Source organism: Enterobacteriaceae bacterium Kacie_13 (assembly GCA_013457415.1).
GTDB lineage: Bacteria > Pseudomonadota > Gammaproteobacteria > Enterobacterales > Enterobacteriaceae > Rahnella.
The window spans coordinates 106940-127799 of the sequence record CP045666.1 but is presented as its reverse complement, the minus strand read 5'-3'; the positions used below and the strand labels follow the sequence as shown (position 1 = coordinate 127799).

General features: G+C 53.6%; 16 protein-coding genes and 1 pseudogene. 8 read left to right on the top strand and 9 right to left on the bottom strand.

Features of this window, described 5'->3' with window-relative positions:
* The first annotated feature begins 145 nt into the window (after positions 1-145).
* Entirely contained in the window at positions 146-805 is a 660-nt protein-coding gene (exoX, locus tag GE278_21930) for an exodeoxyribonuclease X (protein QLK63456.1), read from the top strand.
* Between the two features lie 12 nt (positions 806-817).
* Here the strand turns inward: exoX and GE278_21925 are convergent, their stop codons facing one another.
* Positions 818-1756 carry a LysR family transcriptional regulator gene (locus tag GE278_21925; GenBank protein QLK63455.1) on the bottom strand — a complete coding sequence of 313 codons (939 nt, stop codon included), beginning with the start codon at positions 1754-1756 and terminating at the stop codon, positions 818-820.
* 135 nt (positions 1757-1891) lie between these two features.
* Here GE278_21925 and GE278_21920 point away from each other — a divergent pair, with 135 nt between their 5' ends.
* Complete coding sequence (locus GE278_21920; GenBank protein ID QLK63454.1) at positions 1892-3313, top strand: MFS transporter; 1422 nt, start codon at positions 1892-1894, stop codon at positions 3311-3313.
* Between the two features lie 37 nt (positions 3314-3350).
* Here the strand turns inward: GE278_21920 and GE278_21915 are convergent, their stop codons facing one another.
* From GE278_21915 to GE278_21905, 3 genes are all read right to left on the bottom strand, one after another.
* Positions 3351-3746, bottom strand: a complete 396-nt coding sequence (locus GE278_21915) for a VOC family protein (GenBank protein ID QLK63453.1) — start codon at positions 3744-3746, stop codon at positions 3351-3353.
* A gap of 230 nt (positions 3747-3976) precedes the next feature.
* A complete protein-coding gene (locus GE278_21910; GenBank protein QLK63452.1) occupies positions 3977-6370 on the bottom strand; it encodes a membrane-bound PQQ-dependent dehydrogenase, glucose/quinate/shikimate family in 2394 nt (797 codons plus the stop codon).
* 185 nt (positions 6371-6555) lie between these two features.
* A complete protein-coding gene (locus GE278_21905) occupies positions 6556-8709 on the bottom strand; it encodes a TonB-dependent receptor (protein QLK63451.1) in 2154 nt (717 codons plus the stop codon).
* Positions 8710-9051: 342 nt separating this feature from the next.
* Here GE278_21905 and GE278_21900 point away from each other — a divergent pair.
* Positions 9052-9177, top strand: a pseudogene (locus GE278_21900) (alpha/beta hydrolase).
* Positions 9178-9243: 66 nt separating this feature from the next.
* Here the strand turns inward: GE278_21900 and GE278_21895 are convergent.
* The 3 genes from GE278_21895 to GE278_21885 all read right to left on the bottom strand — a co-directional run bounded on the left by GE278_21895 (position 9244) and on the right by GE278_21885 (position 12367).
* Positions 9244-9825 carry a hypothetical protein gene (locus tag GE278_21895; GenBank protein ID QLK63450.1) on the bottom strand — a complete coding sequence of 194 codons (582 nt, stop codon included), beginning with the start codon at positions 9823-9825 and terminating at the stop codon, positions 9244-9246.
* Between the two features lie 75 nt (positions 9826-9900).
* Positions 9901-11340: an aldehyde dehydrogenase gene (aldA, locus tag GE278_21890; protein ID QLK63449.1), complete on the bottom strand. Its 1440-nt coding sequence runs from the start codon at positions 11338-11340 to the stop codon at positions 9901-9903.
* Positions 11341-11548: 208 nt separating this feature from the next.
* Positions 11549-12367 (bottom strand): HTH-type transcriptional activator RhaS, encoded by an 819-nt coding sequence (locus GE278_21885; GenBank protein QLK63448.1) that lies wholly within the window; start codon positions 12365-12367, stop codon positions 11549-11551.
* Positions 12368-12777: 410 nt separating this feature from the next.
* Here GE278_21885 and rhaS point away from each other — a divergent pair, with 410 nt between their 5' ends.
* The 5 genes from rhaS (at position 12778) to panE (ending at position 18577) form a co-directional block, all read left to right on the top strand.
* The gene (rhaS, locus tag GE278_21880; protein ID QLK63447.1) at positions 12778-13770 is read left to right on the top strand and encodes a rhamnose ABC transporter substrate-binding protein; all 993 of its coding nucleotides are present in this window, start codon (positions 12778-12780) and stop codon (positions 13768-13770) included.
* 62 nt (positions 13771-13832) lie between these two features.
* Positions 13833-15344 carry an ATP-binding cassette domain-containing protein gene (locus GE278_21875; GenBank protein QLK63446.1) on the top strand — a complete coding sequence of 504 codons (1512 nt, stop codon included), beginning with the start codon at positions 13833-13835 and terminating at the stop codon, positions 15342-15344.
* The gene (locus GE278_21870) at positions 15341-16354 is read left to right on the top strand and encodes an ABC transporter permease (protein ID QLK63445.1); all 1014 of its coding nucleotides are present in this window, start codon (positions 15341-15343) and stop codon (positions 16352-16354) included. Before GE278_21875 ends, GE278_21870 begins: the two co-directional genes overlap by 4 nt.
* The gene (locus GE278_21865; GenBank protein QLK63444.1) at positions 16351-17361 is read left to right on the top strand and encodes an ABC transporter permease; all 1011 of its coding nucleotides are present in this window, start codon (positions 16351-16353) and stop codon (positions 17359-17361) included. The genes GE278_21870 and GE278_21865 overlap by 4 nt, the downstream gene beginning before the upstream one ends.
* Before the next feature lie 292 nt (positions 17362-17653).
* Entirely contained in the window at positions 17654-18577 is a 924-nt protein-coding gene (panE, locus tag GE278_21860) for a 2-dehydropantoate 2-reductase (GenBank protein ID QLK63443.1), read from the top strand.
* A 378-nt stretch (positions 18578-18955) separates the two neighbouring features.
* Here the strand turns inward: panE and GE278_21855 are convergent, their stop codons facing one another.
* A complete protein-coding gene (locus GE278_21855; protein QLK63442.1) occupies positions 18956-19369 on the bottom strand; it encodes an H-NS histone family protein in 414 nt (137 codons plus the stop codon).
* Between the two features lie 520 nt (positions 19370-19889).
* The gene (locus GE278_21850; GenBank protein ID QLK63441.1) at positions 19890-20774 is read right to left on the bottom strand and encodes a LysR family transcriptional regulator; all 885 of its coding nucleotides are present in this window, start codon (positions 20772-20774) and stop codon (positions 19890-19892) included.
* Positions 20775-20860 lie beyond the last annotated feature (86 nt).

Here is a 20860-nt window from a genome sequence, read left to right as displayed (position 1 = left end):
GGGGAGATATCGACAGAATATCTTTATCGGGTAAAGAGGACGTCCCTTGCAGTAGCGCCTGGATACCCCGGATTGAACTCACCGGCAAGATAACTTAGGATCGGCCCATGGTCTGGCATGCGCCCGGTGACTTCTGGAGTGGAATATGTTGCGAGTAATTGATACGGAAACCTGCGGATTGCAGGGTGGCGTCGTTGAAGTGGCCTCGGTCGATATCGTGGATGGACAAATCGTCAACCCGATGAGCGATCTGGTGCGCCCCGATCGCCCTATCAGCCATCAGGCGATGGCGATCCACAAAATCACTGAGGCGATGGTAGCCGACAAACCGTGGATTGAAGAGGTGATCCCCCGTTATCACGGCAGCCCTTATTATGTGGCCCACAACGCCAGTTTCGACCAGCGTATGCTGCCGGAAATGCCGGGTGACTGGATTTGCACCGTTAAACTCTCGCGCCGCCTGTGGCCGGGCATCAAGTACAGCAACATGGCGTTATACAAATCTCTTAAACTCAATGTGCAGACCCCCGCGGAACTGCATCATCACCGCGCGCTGTTTGACTGTTACATCACCGCTGCGTTACTGATCCGCATCATGGAGGAGTCAGACTGGACGCCGGAGGAGATGGTTGGCATTACCGGGCGTCCCGCACTGGTCACCACCATGATGTTCGGCAAATACCGGGGTAAGAAGATTGAGGAAATTGCACAAGATGACCCGATGTATTTACGCTGGATGCTGAATAACATTAAAGAGTTAACGCCCGATCTGCGTATGACGCTTAAACATTATCTGGAAGCATAATTACGTATATTCTTAATTTGCCTGATCCGATACCTTCTGCCGGCAAACGTTCAGCACGAGTTGGCGCAACCAGCGGTGCGCCGGATCCACTTCAGAACGCGGATGCCACATCTGCGAGATGGTGATTTCACGGGTTTTTACCGGCAGGTCGAAAATCCAAAACGTGGCGGATGCGCTGTTTCTTTCGACAACCGGCTGGCTGATGAGAAAGGACGCCGGTACTAATGCCACCAGATCGGAGGCTTGAGCGATCGCCAGCGCGGCGGAGAAGCCGGGCACAATGGTGGCGATTTGACGTTCTAAACCCAGTTCCGCCAGCGCATCATCCACCGGCCCGCGGATACCATCGCGACGCGACACCACCACATGCCCGCACGCGGCATAGTCGGCAGCGGTAATCTCGCTTTTTAGTTCAAGCGGATGGCCTTTTCGGACCACCCCGACAAAGCGGTCACGGAACAGTGTCTGAATACGGATTTCCGGCCCCATATTACTCAGCACGCCAATCTCAAGATCGACCCGCCCTTCCCGCAGATGCGTCGAGCTTTTTTCCGGTTTCGGCGCAAATCGCAGACAGACGCGCGGTGCCACCGCCGCCACCTCGGCGATAAGCGTTGCACCAAACGCCAGGACAAAACCGTCGTTGGAACGTAGGATAAAGGTGCGATCAAGCATCGGTAAATTGAGTACCGATGCCGAAGGGCGTAACAACGCGCGCGCCTCAAGAGTGGCATTTTGCGTGCGCTCACGGATCTCTTCGGCATAAGGCGTCAGCACCATCTGACGCCCAGCCCGCACCAGCAGCGGATCGCCGGTCGTCGTGCGCAGGCGGCTCAGCGTCCGGCTCATAGCCGAGGCGCTCAGGCCTAAGCGACGGGCAGCGCCCGCCACACTTCCTTCAGCCAGAAGTACGTCCAGCGCGATGAGTAAGTTCAAATCGGGTTCAGTCATGCTTCATGATAACTCAGGCTGAAATTCGAGAGAAGGCGTCTGATGCAGGTATTAAGTGCAAATGCTGCACCTTCCGCCGCACCTCACGCAAGGCTATAGTGCCTGCATTCCACATTATTGAGAGAACATAAAGACATGGCATTATTTACCGATCAGCCGGGCGATGAAGGACTGCCAGGCCGAGAGCGCGGTTTAGCGATGGCCGCTGTGATGACGATGACCACCATGGCCGTGTTTGACGGTTCGATGGTGAACATCGCGTTACCGCAAATAGCGCGGACGCTGGACGTCTCCGCCGGTGCGACGGTCTGGGTATCGAACGGCTATCTGTTATCCGCCGCCATGACGCTGGCAATTTTCGCCGCGCTCGCTACCCGTATCGGATTTCGCTCGCTGTTCGCCCTCGGCCTGACAGTGTTTACCTTAACCTCCGTGGGGTGCGCGTTATCCTCTTCGCTGGATATGCTGGTGACCATGCGCGTTCTTCAGGGTATTGGGGGCGCGGCGACGCTGAGTATCGGCCCCGCTATTCTCCGCTCGGTCTTTCCCAACCGCCTGCTCGGGCGAGTACTCGGCATCAACGCCCTGCTGATTGGCACCAGCACCGCCATCGCACCGGTATTGGGCGGGACGATTTTGTCGGCGATGAGCTGGCAATGGTTGTTCGCGATAAATATCCCGTTGGGCATTATTGCGGTGATCCTGACCCTTCGCGTCATTCCCAATAATCCGGCGAAAACGAAGGAACCTTTCGATTTCGCCGGTGCATTTTTGTCAGCGGCAATGCTCGGTGCGTTGATCATGGCGGCAGACGCCTTCTCACATCCGGGCAAAGACGATCTGATTACCGCCGTCATCTACGGGCTGACCGCTATCCTCGCCGGTATGGCGTTTATCTGGCGTCAGCGCCGCGCGCCGAAGCCGCTTCTGCCATTGGCCATGTTTGCATCCTCACGCTTTTCGCTGGCAGCGCTCACTTCACTGGCCTCTTTTGTCAGTCAGGGCATCACGTTTGTGGCATTGCCTTTTCTCTTTCAGAGCGTGTACGGCTACAGCGCCTTTGTATCCGCCTTGCTTTTCACCCCCTGGCCGATCGGGATTATTCTTGCTGCACCGCACGCCGGACGCCTCGCCGATCGCTATCCGGCAGCAATTATCTCAACCGTGGGATTAAGTATTTTTGCCCTTGGGCTGGTGCTGCTGGCACAACTTCCCGGACATCCACAGGCATGGGATATCGGCCTGCGCAGTTTGATTTGTGGCATCGGTTTCGGCTGTTTCCAGAGCCCGAATAACCGCGAAATGTTATCCAATGCCTCGCGAGAAAACAGCGGTTACGCTTCCGGCGTATTGGCGATTATGCGCACCTTCGGTCAGTGTCTGGGGGCGGCGTTTGTCGGGGTGATTCTTTCGGTTATGGCAAGCCGCGGCGCAATGCAGGAAGGTCACGCCGTTCAGCTGAGTATGTGGGTTGCGGTGATAGCGACTGTGCTGGCGATAGTGATTAGCGTGAGCCGTTTGCGCGGTTTGCAAGATAAGGTGCAACGCGTGAAGTAAAATTCATGATGCAGAGCGCGTAATTTCGCTCTGCTTCTCAGGCATTCTGATACAAATCCCATCGGTTGCCGTAAATGTCTTCAAAAACAACCACTGTTCCGTATTCCTCTTCACGCGGTTCTGCGCAAAATGTCACGCCTTTGCTTTTCATTTTGTGATAATCCCGCCAAAAATCATCCGTATGCATAAATAAAAATACCCTTCCGCCACACTGATCACCGATAAACGTTTGCTGCCGATCATTGGATGCCCTTGCCAGAAGCAAGCTACAATCACTTTCTGGATGAGGGGTAACAACAACCCAACGTTTACCTTCCTGGGGCGTATCCTCCACCAAGGTGAAACCAAGTTTGTCAGTGTAATATTCAATGGCACGGTCATAGTCATCAACCACGATCGCCACGTACCCTAAACCCCTTTTCCGAATTCTCATCTGCTACTCCTCCCTATTTTTGTTTTATCTGAAGGATATTACACCTTTAAGTTTTTAATGCTGAACCTGTTTATGGATCGTCACTTCACGTATTGCTGATTGAACACCGCGGGCTGAGGCCGCAGGAAGAAAAACGTATTACACAAACGTCTTATAAGTCTGGCGGTGAAATGACACCCACAAAAAAAGGCCGCTTTCGCGGCCTTTCACATTCATACACTTCAGTGCAATTACTTAGCGTCTGGTAGTGCGTAAGCGATGATGTAATCGCCCAGTTTGGTACCGAACGAACCGTGACCACCGGCTGCGATAACAACGTACTGCTTGCCATTCACAGAGTAAGTCATTGGGGTGGCCTGGCCGCCTGCTGGCAGACGTGCTTCCCACAGTTTGTCACCGTTGCTCATGTTAAACGCGCGCAGGTAGTTATCTGCGGTTGCTGCGATGAAGAACACGTTACCGGCGGTAGAAATCGGTGCGCCAAGCATTGGCATACCCATTTTGAACGGCAGCGGTAATGGTGAGCTGTCGCGCACGGTACCGATACGTTTTTTCCACACGATATCGTTGGTTTTCAGGTCAACACCGGAGATGTAACCCCATGAAGGCTGTTTACATGGGAAGCCCAGCGGAGACAGGAACGGATTCAGCGTCACGCCAAATGGCACGCCGTACTGTGGCTGAATGCCCGTTTCAGTACCAGAACCGCCTTTATCGTTGGCGTCTGGCTCCATAGGGTTGCCAGGACCGCGTGGGATCAGTTTAGACACGAAAGGCAGTGCAATCGGGTTTGCGATCGCTATCTGACGATCGGTATCCACAGAAATCCCACCCCACTCGAACATGCCGAGGTTACCAGGGAAGACCAGAGTGCCCTGCTCGGATGGCGGTGTGAAAGTGCCTTCATAACGCAGTTTGTGGAAGATCACACGACACATCAGCTGGTCGTAAATCGTTGCGCCCCACATGTCTTTACCGGTCAGTTTGGCTTCCGGACGGAACGTCAGTTCGGAGAATGGCTGAGTCGGAGAAACATGGTCGCCTTTCGCCGCGCCTTGTGGAACAGGCTTCTCAGGCGCATCAACGATCAGTTTACCGTCGCGGCGGTCCAGCACGAAAATGTTACCGGTTTTGGTCGGTACATAAATCGCAGGAACTTTGTTACCGGATTTGTCAGTAATATCGGCAAGCGTTGGCTGCGCCGGAACGTCCATATCCCACAGATCGTGGTGAACAGTCTGGTAGAACCAGGCCAGTTTACCGGTGGAGGCATTCAGCGCCAGCAGACCACTCGCAAAGCGTTCCATCTCAGGGGTACGGTTACCGCCCCAGATGTCTGGCGTCGCGACGCCGATTGGCAGATACACCAGATCCAGTTTGTCATCATAAGACGCAGGCGCCCATGAGTTCGGGGAGTTTGGTGTGAAGTGTTCACCGTCGGCTGGCAGTTTGTTTGGCTCAGCCGCACCCGGATCAAAGGCCCACAGCAGTTTACCGCTCTCAACGTCGAAGCCACGGATAACACCGGAAGGCTCACGTGTAGAGTAGTTATCGGTTACCGCACCGGCCACAATGATCACAGATTTAGTGATAATTGGCGGTGAAGTTGGCTCGTAGTGACCCGGTACTGCGTTAGGCATGTTGCTTTGCAGATTCAGTTCACCGTTGTTACCGAATGCCGGGCAGCGTGCGCCGGTTTCAGCGTCCAGCGCAAACAGACGGCCATCGTTGACCGGCAGAATGATGCGGCGTGCGCACACAGCAGGTGCTGCGCCGTTCGCTGCGGTGCCTTCTGCGGCAGGTGTGGTCTCATGATAAGACACACCGCGGCAGGTCACGTGCTGGAAGGTCGGGTTCGGCTTGAGCTGCGGATCGAAGTTCCACTTTTCTTTACCGGTTGCGGCATCCAGAGCAAACAGTTTCTGGTGCGGCGTACACAGGTAAAGCATGTCGCCGATTTTGATTGGCGTCACTTCATCAGTGATTTCGCCCGGATCGTTGGCCGTTTTCAGGTCACCGGTACGGAAGGTCCATGCAACATCCAGCTTGCTGACGTTTTGGTCGTTGATCTGGCTCAGCGGCGAGTAACGGGTACCACCCTGAGTACGGCCATAAGCAGGCCAGTCGCCGTCAGGAATGCCGGAATCTGATTTCGCCGGTGCAGAGTCTGCGGCTTTAATCGTGCCGTTGATCACCTGCGGGTCATTGAAGATGGAGTAACCGAGCACCGCCACGGTGAAGACCAGTGACAGCGCCAGTGCGCCGCGTGCGAAGGCGTTTTTAGCCGCCATCTGACGGTAAACGATCGGCAACAGGATCCACAGGCCAAGGAAGAAGGTGACGTCAAGACGCGGCGTCAGCGCCCAGAAATCTGTACCGACTTCCCAGACTGCCCAGACCGTGGTACCGAACAGGAACACGGCATACAGCAACAATGCAGAAGCGCGACGGCGGAACAGCAGCCACGCAGTAACCAGCGAAACCACACCGGCAATAATGTAATAAAGAGAACCACCTAATTTTGCCAGCCAGATACCGCCGACAAGAAGATAAATCCCGCTTAACGCGGCGAACAAAGCGGTAATTATTACGACGATGCGTGATAACGAGGCTTTCGTTTCCATAGTTGATGACCTTACTGATTTTATAATCGTCGATTTAGGATGAGCTAAATCTTCAAGAACATCCGGTTTTCACCGGGTGTCATTCCGTGCGCACGCTGCCGACTTAAACATAGGTAGTCCATCGGCAACGTCGCGAGGTGCTTTACTTTTACAGACTGAAAACTTTGTACTTCATTAAACCGAACTTACTGGAAACTGTAAGAGAGCGTCGCGCCGCCGCCGTAGTTTCTGCCCGGTGCCGGTTCGAAGTAACGGCCGTTGCCTTCGTTAACGATGACCGATCCGACATAATTTCTGTCAAAGAGGTTGTCGACGCGGGTGAACAGGTCGAGTGTCACTTTGTCCCAGTTGAAACGATAACCCGCGTTCACACTCGCCACGGTATACGCAGGAGCCTGCTCGCTGTTTTCGTCATTCACTTCAATATCGCTCATGTAACGGACATCCGCCCCTGCGTGCCAGCCATCGACCGGTGCCCACTCTAATGAAGCGTAGCCCATGTTGCGGGCAATCCCCGGCAGACGGTTGCCCGCTGGCGTACAGTCGCCAGATCCACAGGTCTCATTGCGGAAGGTTGCATCGAGCAGCGTCCAGGCCATCTTCACACGCCAGTTCTCTTCAATTTGTTGATCTAATGACAGTTCCAGCCCGCGACGACGGGTTTTTCCGGCGTTGGTATAGCTCGAACGGCCACCGATGCTTTGTGCGACAATCAGCTCATCATCGGTATCCGTTTGGAACACGGCGGCGGTCACCAGACCGTTGCCGACGCGCCATTTGCTACCGAGCTCAACGGTCTTGCTGGTCGACGGTTGCAGGCCGAGGTTCAGGCCAGAATTGCCGTCAGTGCGGTAGGAAAGCTCGTTAATCGTCGGCGTTTCAAAACCTTTACCGGCGGAAATGTAGGTATTCAGCGCCGGTGTCACCGCGTAGTTCAAAGACGCCATCGGCAGCAGCTTGTGATAACGGCGCGAACCGCTGTCATCCGGGTTGGTACCGGTGATGTAGTAATCCGTGGAATCAAAGTTAACAGTGCTGTAGCGCGCGCCGACATCCAGCGTCCAGCGCGGCGTCAGGTTCCACGTGGTTTGCAGATAAGGGTCGAGGTTCCACATCACGTTCTTTTCGTTGCGACGCTCATTGCCCTTCACGCCCAAATCGCCCTGGTCGTTGAAGTTCTCATAACCGAAACGGCGCTCGGTCATGGTTTCATAATCCACACCGCCGGTAACCGAGAACGGCACGGAACCGATCTGGTCATCATGTTTCCAGCGGGTATCCACACCGGAGTATTTACGTTCAAGCACGATCACGCCGCCCGCGTTCAGCGGATTTATCTGCGCCGTGGCCGGAATGGTCTGGTATTGCGTAGTGTGACGTTCGCCGTGATAGGTCATCAGGCTGAACTCATCGTTTTCGGTCATCTGACGCTGATAGCGCAGACCAACCTGAGTCTGATCGAGGCTCTTACGTGCGTTGTACTGATCGGCGCGTGTCGCCTGTTTCGGATTGTCGTGCCATTCGGATTCTGTCAGGCCACCCGGATCGTTAGCATCAACGGAAACGCTGTTGAACATCAGCGTCAGGGTACTGGCATCATCAATACGCACGCCCAGTTTGCCGTTACCGAGGTTTTTCTGTGTTCCGCTGTGATCACGATAACCGTCGGTGGTGAAACGTGAACCTGAGATCAGGTAATTCACATCGCCCGCGTGGGTACCATCGCCGGTTGCGCCGCTGGCTTTTACGCTGTTACGAAATGATCCGTAGCTGCCGAAATATGTACCTGCTTCGAGGGTGGCGGGTTGTGTACCGGTTTGGGTGTCGACGTTAACCACGCCACCGGAGGCGTTACCGTAAAGTGCGGAGAACGGCCCGCGCAGAACTTCAACGCGCTCTACCGAGTTCAAATCAATATTCGAGGTTTGCCCCTGCCCGTCCGGCATGGTGGCCGGAATACCATCAACGTAAATCCGCACGCCGCGCACACCGTGCATCGAACGGCTGCCGAAGCCGCGAACGGAAAGTTGTAAATCCTGTGCATAGTTCTGACGGTTCTGCACCTGCAGGCCCGGCACGCTGCCGAGGCTTTCGGAGAGATTGACCTGCGCTTTGCTGTTACGGAAATCTTCGCCGTCGATAACGCTCACCGCCGCCGGAGTGTCCAGTTCGGACAGGCCGGTTGCACCTTGTTTTTTGATGATCATCAGTGAGGAAGAGTCGGAGGTGTCATCAGTGTCGCTTTTTGGCGTATCGGTGGCTGACAGTGCGTAACTGACTGAAACAGGGCTACAAAATGACAAAAAGGTGATGATAAAAGCAGAGGTTTTGGCGTTCACTTTAGGCGTTCTTTCTTGTTAGCTAAAAGTGCGAGCGGACAGGTCGCGCTAAAATACGACGCACATCTCACTTTTAGACTTTAGGAGTAGACAAAAAACCATCAATCTGATGGAGAATCAGGAAGGCGCTAACTATAGTTATTTTCTTCCTGTTAGTACATACGTAACTTTACGAATGTAATTATTTAACAAAATACCGCACGCATGGTGCATTGCCTGCATCTGGAAACAACTGGCAATCAATGTCGTTTATGTCATCAGTGCGTCACGCCGCTGTCAGCGCCAGACGCGCAGAGTGGCTGTACACACTGATGTTTTTTCCGACTCCACGAGGTATTTGCCATGCGTTATCGTTTAGCTTCGCCATTAATAGTAGCCGCTGTTACGGCTTTCGCTTCTCAGGTGGCAACCGCTGCGCCAGTGAAAAATATTGTGCTGGTTCACGGCGCGTTTGTAGGCGGCTCAGGCTGAGCATCTGAATACAGAACCCGCGCCACAACTGAAATTCCCATCGATTAAATGAACTAAATAACTTCACATCCCTACTACCCGCAAACTCCTTACCCCTTTCGCACCTGATATCAACGCATTCTCACTGTCAGCGAGCGCTGCAGGTCCGGCGATCAAAAGCGTGTAGCGGGCATTGAAGTATCTGTTTTGTTTATGCGCCTGATAGAGATGGTCGAGAATATTTCGCGTATCCAGCAAAACCACTAAATGCCTGGCATGAGTGCTAAGTTCGTTAACGCATACGTGATCCTCGCTCAAAAATACCGCGCCCGTCTCCGACACGCCAAAACGCGCGCTTACCACGCCGACGTCCACCTCTTTCAGAGATGATGCCAGTGTTTCGGCATGCAAAATGCGGTCACCGTCAACCTGTGGCGTCGCAGAGCAGAAGACAGAACCGGCAGGGTATTTGGCGCGAAGATAAGCACTCAGCGTGGCGGAACCGGTTGCCGGTGAATGCATAAAGGTGTCATCCCATATTCCTCCGGTCAGGGTCAGCGCGCGGGCATAAGCGTCGACCGGATCGTTCAGGGCGTCGTCCTGCGGGAACAACGCGTGGATGAGTTTATGTTGACGCAGGGCGGTCAGGAAATCGCTGCGGCTCATGCGTTATCCTTATCTGACAAAGTAAAATAAAGCCGGAGTCAGGTTCCCCTGCTCCGGCTCTCTGAGTGACAAATCTTAGTGGAATTGCAAGTAAGCCACATGCGTTTGCAGATATTCCTGCAAACCGTGCTTACCGTCGGCGCCGCCCACGCCAGATTTACGCCAGCCAGCGTGGAAACCCTGCATCGCTTCGAAGTTCTCGCGGTTGATGTAGGTTTCACCGAACTTCAGTTGTTTCAGCGCTTTCATCGCGGTATTGATATTGCTGGTGTAAATGGAGGATGTCAGCCCGTATTCGCTGTCGTTAGCCATCGCAATGGCCTCCTCGAGCGTTTTAAACGTCGCGACCGGCAATACCGGGCCAAAGACTTCCTCATGCATGATCGGCATGTCCTGTTTGATATCCACCAGCAACGTCGGAGGATAGAAGAATCCAGTGCCGCTTTCGCGTTTGCCGCCCAGCAGCACTTTCGCCCCCTGCGAAACCGCTTTCGCGACTTTGTCTTCCACGCGTTGTAACGCGGCAGCACTGATCAGCGGGCCCATATCCAGCTCTTTTTTCTCCGCCGTATTGCCGAACGTAACGGCTTTCATTGCTGCACTGATGCGGGAGATAAATTCGTCGTATACGCCTTCCTGCACGTAAACACGCTCTGCGCAGTTACACACCTGCCCGGTATTGATGACGCGAGAACTGACGATGGCTTTTACCGCCAAATCCAAATCCGCATCATTCATGACGATAGCCGGGGCTTTACCACCGAGCTCCAGGGAGACTTTGGTGACGTTTTGCGCCGCAGCGGTCATGGTGGCGATCCCGGCGGCGACACTGCCAGTCAGGCTGACCATCCCGACCTTCGGATTGGCCGCCAGCTCCTGGCCAACGGTCGGACCGTAGCCGGTCACGATGTTCAGCACGCCTTTTGGAAGGCCGATTTTATGGATGATTTCAGCGAAGATAATCGCATTGTTAGGCGTGATTTCGCTCGGTTTGATGACGATGGTGTTGCCGGTGATCAGTGCCGGAGCAGCTTTGCGGGCGATCAGGAAGAACGGGAAATTCCACGGCAAAATGCCGGTGGTCACGCCGATGGCTTTGCGAAAGACAAAAATGTTCTCGTTAGGCCGGTCGCTCTGAATGATCTCACCTTCGTAACGGCGTGCCCATTCGGCCATGTAATCAAGGTAATCGGCGGTGAACAACACTTCGGTTTGCGCCAGACCATAGGTTTTCCCGCCTTCAGCAATAATCGTCCCGGTCAGTTCTGGCTCGCGCTCGCGGATCCCGGCAGCGATTTTATGCAACCATACGCCACGTTCTACCGCAGGCAACGCTTCCCAGCCCGGCTGGGCCGCTTCGGCAGCATCGATGGCGCGGCGGGCATCTTCTGGCGAGCCTTCCGGGATCTGCGAGATCACCTGTTCAGTCGCCGGATTCACAACGTCAATCCACTTTCCGCCGGTGTTTTCAACGAATTCGCCGTTGATATACATACGTTTCTGAACTGTGCTCATATAAGATTTCTCCCAAGTAAGGATAGAGGTGATGAACGAGTTGTTAAAAAATAAGTTCTTTTTTGTGAAGTTTTAACAGCCTGTTCCACCCGCCGGCGTTTTACCTTTCCGTGGCTGCCAGCCGGGCGTAGAAAATGGCAAAAATGTCATGGTCGGACTGCCCGAAGTAACATTTTTGCAAATTATTGATGAAGGAGGAGATCAGGAGTCAGAGGCGGGCATTACGCGGCGCGTAGCCGAATTCACGTTTAAAGAGGGTCGAAAAGTAGTTACTGTCACAGAAGCCGCACTGATGGGCGATATCAGTGATTGAGCTGTCGCTGAATCTCAGCAGGTTGCGGGCATTGATAAGCCGCAGGCGATTGAGGTAGTTCAGCGGTGTGCTGCCGGTCTGTTGTTTCATCTGGCGGTGCAGCGTGCGCAAAGACATCGAGAACCGTTCGGCAAGTACCGGCCAGTCGATTTCTTCGTCGTAATGTTCGTTCATCCAGTCGAGCAAATTATTGAGATCGCCGCCCTGCCCGCCATAACCGACATCACGATTACCTTTACGCAGCAGCAATAACAGCTGCATAAAGTAGAGTTCTTGCTGCGCCTGCGACTCCGGTGACTGGCCGACGGGTTTTTGCGCCAGCAGGTCGATCAGCGTTTTGGCCTGCGCGACCTGTGCGGGATTGATGCGCCAGTGCGCCGGATAAATCCCGTCAACTTCCTGCGGCAGCAGATCGCCGACGCCGCTCAGAAAGCGAAACGCATCCGGACTGCGGTACAGCACGTTGGTCAGGTGCAGATTGTCGGTATCTTCATACAAATGATGGTCGCGGTGACGCACAAAACAGACGCTGCCCGCGCTGAGGATCAACGGCTGATCGTTAAAGACGTGGGTGCCGGTGCCCTGTTCGACCAGCACAATTTCGTTAAAATCCTGATGATGATGTTCAGGAAAGGTCTCCTGCGGATAACGGGGTTCAATGGCGACCGGGAAATCTCCTGAGGGGAAATACTCACTACTGCGTAACACCGTCATTTCCGTCTCCTTATTAACATTATCGTAATATCTTAGTCGGCGGTGACGTGGTTATCGGGCTGAAACTGTGACCGGACAACCGCTTTTGAACAAAACCCGTATTTGTCTGCTAGATCTTGCCAAATCCGCCGTGTGACGCAGGCTTACGCCTCATTTTAGTGCGCCTTTTTAACGACAAATCGTTGTGTTTATCTGACCGTTTAGGCAGCCCCTGACAAGATTGTTATCAATTTGTGAGGTTGTTCTCCCAAACCTTTGCACCTTTGCCATGGTTGGCTAAGAACTGGCACTCGCGGAAAGGTCAGTTTGTCGGCAACCTCCTAGAGTCGTGATCATGCGCCTGGCGCGTCGGCAACTTTTCGTCGTTACCCTTTTTGCAGATTTTGCGAATTAGCATGCGGAGTACAAAAATGAAATTAAAACACGTACTGAGCCTTACCCTGATCGCGAGCAGCATCCTGATGGCGGGCGCGGCATCGGCAGAAGTGAAAATTGCGCTGGTGGCGAAATCACTGGGCAACGGATTTTTTGAAGCGGCCAACGTGGGCGCACAGCAGGCTGCGAAAGAGCTGGGCGATGTCAAAGTGATTTACACCGGCCCGACCACCACCACCGCCGAAGCGCAAATCGAAGTACTGAACGGCCTGATTGCTCAGGGCGTGGACGCAATCGCCGTCTCCGCTAATGACCCGGACGCGCTGGTGCCGGTGCTTAAAAAAGCCATGCAGCGCGGCATCAAAGTGGTGTCATGGGATTCCGGCGTGGCGAAAGAGGGTCGTCAGATCCATCTCAATCCGTCTAACAATGCACTGATTGGCGAAACCAACGTCAAACTGGCCGCCGATGCGCTGAAAGCGCTGAACGTAGAAAAAGGTGATGTCGCTATTCTCAGCGCCACACCGACCTCGACCAACCAGAATTTGTGGATCGCCGAGATGAAAAAGGTACTGCCGAAGTATCCTTCAGTGAACCTGGTTACTACCGCCTATGGTGATGATCTGTCAGATAAAAGCTATCGCGAAACCATTGGTCTGCTGAAGTCGTATCCCGACCTGAAAGTCATCATCTCACCCTCTTCTGTCGGTATCGTAGCGGCGGCGCAGGCGGTGAAAGATCAGGGCAAAATCGGCAAAGTGTACGTCACGGGGCTCGGGTTGCCGTCTGAAATGGCAGGGGCGATAAAATCCGGCGCGACCAAAAGCTTCGCCATCTGGAATCCGATTGATCTGGGTTACGCCGCCACTTATCTCGCCGATGATCTGGTTAAAGGAACCGCCACGAAAACTGAAGCCAGCATGGGTCGTTTAGGTAAAGTGAAACTGGACGCCGACGGCAGCGGCGCAATGGCTGAACCCTTCATTTACGATGCCAGCAACATCGACAAATTCTCCAAAATATTCTGATCCTGAATGCGGCTGACCGGTCTCCGGTTGGCCGTTTTGTTGTGCTTCGTCAGGGGAAATCTATGACCGATACCACACCGTTGCTGTCCTTAAAGGGCATCAGCAAAGTCTTTCCGGGCGTCAGGGCACTGAATAATGTGCATGTGGATTTATATCCGGGAAAAGTCACCGCTCTGATTGGCGAAAACGGCGCAGGAAAATCGACGCTGGTCAAAGTCATGACCGGCATTTATCAGCCTGAAGAAGGGGAGCTGCGCTATAAAGCCATTCCGATCAAATTACCCAACCCTGAATCCGCGCACAAAGTCGGGATCACCGCGATTCATCAGGAAACCGTGCTGTTTGACGAGCTTTCTGTCGCCGAAAATATCTTCGTCGGCCACTATGTTTATTCCGGAATATTCAAACGCCTGAACTGGCCGGCGATGCATCAGCAGGCACGCGACATCCTGACGCGGCTGGAAGTGAATATCGACTCGCACGCCACCCTGAAAGACCTGAGCATCGCACAGCGCCACATGGTGGCGATTGCCCGTGCGCTTTCCTTCGATGCGCAGGTAGTCATTCTGGACGAACCGACCGCCGCACTCTCACAGCATGAAATCACCGAGTTCTATCAGATAGTCGAGCGTCTGAAACACGAGGGCAAAGCCATCCTGTTTATCTCGCACAAGTTCGATGAAATCTTCGCAATTTCTGATTATTACACCGTGCTGCGTGACGGCAGTTACGTCGGTTCCGGCAAAATCAGCGACATTACCGAGCAAACCATGGTGACGATGATGGTCGGGCGCGAAGTGAGTCAGGCGTATCCGAAAGTGAACTGCGTACCGGGCGAGACGGTGCTGGAAGTTCAAAACCTCAGCCACCCGACCGAATTTGCCGGGATCAACTTCTCACTGCGCAAAGGTGAAATCCTCGGTTTCTACGGGCTGGTCGGCGCGGGCCGGACCGAACTCATGCAGGCACTGTTTGGCGTTACACAGCCCGGCGGCGGCAAAATTCTCATCCATGGCAAAGAACATCACTTCACGCGCCCTTCGCAGGCCATCCGCGCGGGCATTGTTTATGTCCCGGAAGAGCGGCAAAAACAGGGGGCGATCATTGATTTGCCAATAAGTCAGAACATCAGCCTGCCGCAGCTCAGTCAGCTGAATCCGCGCGGTGTACTCAACGATAAAAAAGAGTGGGCACTGGCCGATGACTACGCCAAACGGTTGCAGGTGAAAGCCTCGAGCTGGAAACAGGCAGTTGGCACGCTCTCCGGCGGTAACCAGCAAAAGGTGGTGATCGCAAAATGGCTGGCGACCAAACCGGACATCATCATTCTGGATGAACCGACCAAGGGCATCGATATCGGCTCTAAAGCCGCGGTACACCAGTTTATGTCCGAGCTGGTCGGGCGAGGGCTGGCGGTGATTATGGTGTCTTCAGAACTGCCGGAAGTGATGGGTATGGCGGACAGGATCATCGTGATGCATGAAGGGCTGATGGTGGCAGAATTTAAAGGCGGCGAGGCCAGCGCCGAAATGATTGTCAGCGCCGCCAGCGGTGCGGGCGAGGAGGCAGCATGATCAAAAATCTGCTGAAGTACCGCGAGCTGTTGCTGGCGGTGGTGATTGTGCTGATGGTGTTTGGCGTCGGCGCACGTTCACCGGAGTTTATCGGCGTCGGCAATTTGCTGGAAATGTTCAATGACACCTCGATTCTGATCATTCTGGCGCTCGGCCAGATGATGGTGTTGCTGACCAAAGGTATCGATCTGTCGATGGCGGCGAATCTGGCGCTGACCGGCATGATCGTCGCGCTGATTAATTTCCATCATCCGGACGTACCGGTGTGGGCGCTGGTGGCGCTGGCAACGCTGCTCGGGCTGGTGATGGGGGCGATAAACGGGCTGCTGGTGTGGAAAATCGGTATCCCGCCGATTGTGGTTACGCTCGGCACCATGAGTATTTATCGCGGTATTATTTTCCTGCTCTCCAACGGCGGATGGATCAACGCCCATCAAATGAGCCCGGACTTTCTCAGCCTGCCGCGTGCGACCTTTATCGGCCTGCCACTGTTAGGCTGGTGCGCGATTGCTGCGTTGATTCTGGTGGCGTATTTCCTGCGCTACAGCCGCACCGGACGGGCGCTATACACGGCGGGTGGCAATGCGACAGCCGCGTATTACACCGGCATCAACGCCGGGAAAATGCAGTTCGTCAGCTTCTGCCTCTCCGGCGCGCTGGCCGGTTTCTGCGGATATCTGTGGATTTCGCGCTTTGCAGTCGCTTACGTAGATGTCGCCAACGGCTTTGAATTGCAGATTGTCGCGGCGTGCGTTATCGGCGGGATCAGCACCATGGGCGGCATCGGTTCTGTGGTGGGCTGCCTGCTCGGCGCGCTGTTCCTCGGCGTCATCAACAATGCATTACCGGTGATCGAAGTCTCGCCTTTCTGGCAGATGGCGATTTCCGGCGGCGTGATTGTTATCGCAGTGATCCTCAACGAACGCGCCAACAAACGTAAAGGACGGCTAATTTTACGCCATGCGTCCCCTGTTCATTCTGCACAAACTGAAAGCGGAGCCAGATCATGACTAAAATCTTAACCTCGCGCCCCGCCGCACGAGAAAGTTCGTCGATGGCCGTCACGCCGTTTTTGCGCCGTCTGATGTGCTGGGAAGGATTTTTGCTGGTGGTGACGCTGCTGGTGTTCGTGGTGAACGCGCTCGCCTCACCCTATTTTCTCAACATCTGGAACCTCTCGGACGCGACATTTAACTTCACCGAGAAAGCCATTATCGTGCTGCCGATGGCGATGCTGATTATCGCGCGTGAAATCGATCTGTCGGTGGCGTCTACCATGGCGTTGAGTTCAACTATCATGGGCTTTTGCGCACAGGCCGGTTTACCGACGCCTGCGTTAGTGGGCGTCGGGCTGAGCGTCGGGTTACTTTGCGGGCTGGTGAACGGGTTGCTGGTGACGCGCCTGAATCTGTCGTCTATCGTCATCACTATCGGTACCATGAGCCTGTTTCGCGGGCTGACGTATGTACTGCTCGGCGATCAGTCGTTAAACCATTATCCGGCCAGTTTCGCCTGGTTCGGTCAGGGTTACGTCTGGGGTCCGCTGTCGTTTGAATTCGCGCTGTTCCTGGTGCTCGGTGCAGTATTTTATTTCCTGCTACACAAAACTAATTTTGGCCGCCGCACTTACGCCATCGGCAATAATCCGGTCGCGGCCTGGTATTCGGGAATTAACGTTAAACGTCACAATTTGACGCTGTTCGTGCTGGTCGGCCTGATGTCCGGGCTGGCGGCAGTGCTGCTCACTTCACGTCTGGGCAGCACGCGTCCAACGCTGGCGCTCGGCTGGGAGCTGAGTGTTATCACCATGGCGGTGCTCGGCGGGGTCAGCGTGCTCGGCGGCTCCGGCAGCATGACCGGCGTGATTATCGCCGCGTTCCTGATGGGGCTGCTGACCTTTGGCCTCAGCCTGCTCAACGTGCCGGGCATTGTGATGTCGGTTATTGTCGGTGTCATGCTGATCGTGGTGATCTCACTGCCGGTGCTTTACCGGCGGGTGCTGGCGCGAGGGGGATAAAATAAGAATATGAATTGGGTATACGCCCCCGCCTGCGGGCGGGGAAATTAGCAAATCAGCCATTACATTTACAACGCCAAACCCTGCTTGCGCTACTTTCACCTCAATCTGCTTGTCAGACCTCAAGAGCTGTCGTTGATTGCGATTCTGTATGGAATACGCCTCCATGATGTCAGCCATCGTCGCAACCATCGTGTTTAATTATCCTCGTGTTACTTGATCCCAACGGCCCTCCTCCCGTAGTTTAATCAGACACGGGGCTTCTGAATATCTTGATATAAAAGGATAACGCATGCGAATTTTAGTGGTGGGTGCCGGGGCAACTGGCGGCTATTTTGGCGCGCGGCTGGCACAGGCTGGCCAGGACGTGACGTTTCTGTTGCGTGAACAACGCGCACAGGCAGTGCAGGAAAACGGGCTGACGGTGCACAGTCCGCACGGGGATTTCCATTTTCAGCCGAAGGTATTACAAGCCTCACAACTCACCGGCCCTTATGACCTGATCCTGCTGACCGTGAAAAGCTTCGGGCTGGAAGCGGCGATGAAAGACATTGCGCCGGTAGTCGGTGAACAAACGATGATCTTGCCCGTTCTCAACGGCATGAAACATATGGAGACGCTCAGCCTGCGTTTCGGTGAACATGCGCTGATTGGCGGCTTATGCAAGATTAACGCCACGCTGGATGCGGACGGTCATATCCATCAGATGACGCCCATGCATCAGATTTTCTACGGTGAACTTTCCGGCGACAAAAGTGAACGTATACAGCGCGTCGATCAGGCGTTTCAAAATGCCGGTTTTGAGGCATTCCTGTCCGAAACCATCATCAGCGATCTATGGGAGAAATGGCTGCTGCTTTCCAGCTTCGGGGCGATCACCTGCACCCTGCGCGGCAATATCGGTCAGGTCGCTTCTGCACCCGGTGGGAAAGAGTTTGCACTGGGCATTGTGAACGAAGCGCTGACCACCATGAAAGCCTTTGGCTACGCGGAGCGCGCGGCTGCTGTGACGAAAACCAGGGAAGCGGTGACAGATAAAAATTCGCAGCAAACGTCATCGATGTATCGCGATATGACGCAGGGAAATGCGGTGGAAGCCGACCAGATCATCGGCGATCTGGTAGAGCGCGCCATTCGGGTAGGAATACATGTTCCCCTGTTGCAGGCCGCCTATACACATCTTTGCGTGTATCAGCTGACACGCAAATCCGCTTAATTATTTTCTGACGCCCGTTATCGACGCGGGCTATTTCCCCGGATGAATTTCTAAATAACTTAATAACGTAAATGAATTAAGGATGAATAAACAATGTCAGATCGTGTATGCAAAAGATCAGCCAATTCAGCATAATTTTCTTATAAGAATATCCTTCAAGGCTAAGAGCTGGCAAAAAACTTAAGTAATTTTACTTACGAAAAAGGGGGGATGCGAAAAGGGATCATTGAGGATCGAGGAGCGTATGAGAAAGTTATTATTGGGTTACTAAATAGGCAAAAAAAGCGTGGACTGCGGCAATGTTATTGTCTCCAGCGATTCCCTGTTTTGTGTTAAAAAACAGGAAATCTCAGGAACATCAGTAATACGGTCGTAATATTAACGTGCGATCAGGAAACTTTCCAGAGTTGCACCCGCATCCATCGCTGCTTTGATGGCTGATGGGGTACGGCCCTGACCCGTCCAGGTTTTGTGTTCGCCGTTGGTGTCTTTGTATTCATAGATAGCAGGACGTGGCTGGCGTTTAGACTTGGTTTTGGTGGTTTCTTTCGCACCCTGATGGGTCAACAGATCATCGAGATCAATGCCGTCTTCTTCCAACATTTTGCGATATTTAGAAAGTTTCTCGTTACGTTCTTGCTGTTGTGCGCTGACCGCTTTTACATTTTCACGAGATTCTTCAACAATCGCCGTTAACTTTTCAAGAATTTCTTCGAGAGTTTCCAGTGGCATTTCACGAGCCTGCGCGCGAAGTGTACGGATATTATTCAAAACGTTTAATGCGTTGTCCATGATGTTCCTGCCAGTATGAGAGTTTAATTTTTTGAAAGTGGATATGATTCTACACAAAGAAATAAGTATATCAATTGGGCCAGCGTAATATTACTGATTATTACGCAAGAATCTGTCTATTTGTTTCATGGTATTAACCGATAAATACATATTCACGTAAGGAAGTGCTTATCTTATCTTAACCTAAGAAAACCTGATAACGGGATGACGTCTCACCGCCTTAGCAATAACGTAAGCTAAATTTTACTCATACTTTTAATACTATCACCCTGGTAGTGATAACCCCGATATAATTCAGGTCATTGCAGTTAGCAGATTTCTCTGGCCCGCTCACTCTCTGCGTAATCCTTTTCGTTCTTCCTCTCAAGGTCTTAATACGTAAAATTTACTAGAAAATTTAACAATTTCCGCTTTAGAATGTGGTTACCATCACAGCAGGATTTGGTCTCACCTATGTACAAAACCATTTTTTTCGTCTTCAGCGCCTGCCTTGCTTTAAAGCTGGCGCTCGACTGGCAAATCATTTTACAGGTGGCGGAGAGCTGATTTTCGCCTCTGACGCCAGCGCGACAAATTCAGACAAATTTCGCGTTAACGCTCCCCTCCGCCATATCAGCCAGGTCGTCAAATACCGATAGTGATCCGCCAATGGCCAGACGCTGACCGTACTGCTGCCCGGCATACTTTCCAGCATACTGCGCGGCATCAGCGCCAGCCCGCCACCGGCAATCACGCACGCCAGCATTCCGTGATAGGACTCCATTTCATAAATTTTTCCGGGTGCCGCTTCATCCTCCCTGAACCAGCTTTCGAAATGGCGGCGGTAGGAGCAGTTGGAACGAAACGCGTAGACGATTTCCCCGTTCACTTCCTTTCCCCGCGTGACAGGCGCGTGGTGTTCCGGCGCAACAATCACCATTTCCTCCTGATACACCGGTACGCCGTCGAGCACTGGATGTACTACCGGGCCATCCACGAAAGTCGCTTCCAGTTCCCCCTCCAGCACTTTTTCCAGTAATTCACCGGAAGGCCCGGTGCTCAGCGCCAGCTCTACTTTGCTGAACTTTTGATGATATCGCGTCAGCAGCGGCGGTATACGCACCGCTGCCGTGCTTTCCAGCGCGCCCAGCGTGAAAATTCCCTGCGGTTCATCGCCGGAAACCGATGCCCGCGCTTCGTCCACCAGATCGAGAATGCGGTTGTTGTAATTGAGAAAGTTACGCCCGGCCGGTGACAAACGCAGGCGCTGGTTCTCGCGGATAAACAACTCGACGCCCAGTTCGGCTTCCAGCTGTTTGATGCGCGTGGTGAGATTTGACGGCACGCGGTGAACCAGCTGCGCGGCGGCGCTGATACTGCCGGTCTGTGCAACGGCACGAAACATCTCCAGTTGTGACAGATTCATAACCATTCTCAAAATGTGAAAAGAAAGCTTATTTTTATTCATTTTTACTGAGCCATGCAAGAGGCTATTCTGTTTCCATCGTTCTC